General features: G+C 49.0%; 1 rRNA gene. It reads right to left on the bottom strand.

Annotation, left to right across the window (positions count from 1 at the left end):
• Positions 1–619: ribosomal RNA gene (locus ACTQ5J_RS13490) — 23S ribosomal RNA — on the bottom strand; the annotation flags it as partial.
• Positions 620–723: the final 104 nt, after the last annotated feature.

Genomic DNA, 723 nt, shown 5'->3' with positions numbered 1-723 from the left:
GCCAACTATCGTCACTCGCCGGTCCATTCTACAAAAGGTACGCCATCACCCATTAACGGGCTCTGACTACTTGTAGGCACACGGTTTCAGGTACTCTTTCACTCCCCTTCCGGGGTGCTTTTCACCTTTCCCTCACGGTACTTGTTCACTATCGGTCACTAGGGAGTATTTAGCCTTGCCAGATGGTCCTGGCGGATTCCGACGGGATTTCTCGTGTCCCGCCGTACTCAGGATCCTCCTAAGCTTCACACACATTTCGCATACGGGGCTCTCACCCTTTCACGCTCACCTTCCCAGATGATTCTGCTATGTCTGTTCTTGCCATATCGGAGTCCTACAACCCCAGTGTGCATGCACACTGGTTTGGGCTCTTCCCGTTTCGCTCGCCGCTACTCAGGGAATCGAATTTTCTTTCTCTTCCTGCAGGTACTTAGATGTTTCAGTTCTCTGCGTCTACCTCGCTTTCGCGTAACAATCCATAACGATTGTTGGGTTCCCCCATTCGGAAATCTCTGGATCAGTGCTTACTTACAGCTCCCCAAAGCATATCGGTGTTCGTCCCGTCCTTCATCGGCTCCTAGTGCCAAGGCATTCACCGTGCGCCCTTTGTTTCTTAACCACATTTTTGCGCTGATACTTTCGTATCGGTTTATTACTTGGTCTTGCTTTATTTCATCTATATTGCTATAGACTCGGTCAATTCTCGGTTTAATTATATCTTTT

Source organism: Fundicoccus sp. Sow4_F4 (assembly GCF_052116145.1).
GTDB lineage: Bacteria > Bacillota > Bacilli > Lactobacillales > Aerococcaceae > Fundicoccus.
Note: the sequence above shows the minus strand (reverse complement) of the source record. Positions and strands in the feature narration are given on the sequence as shown.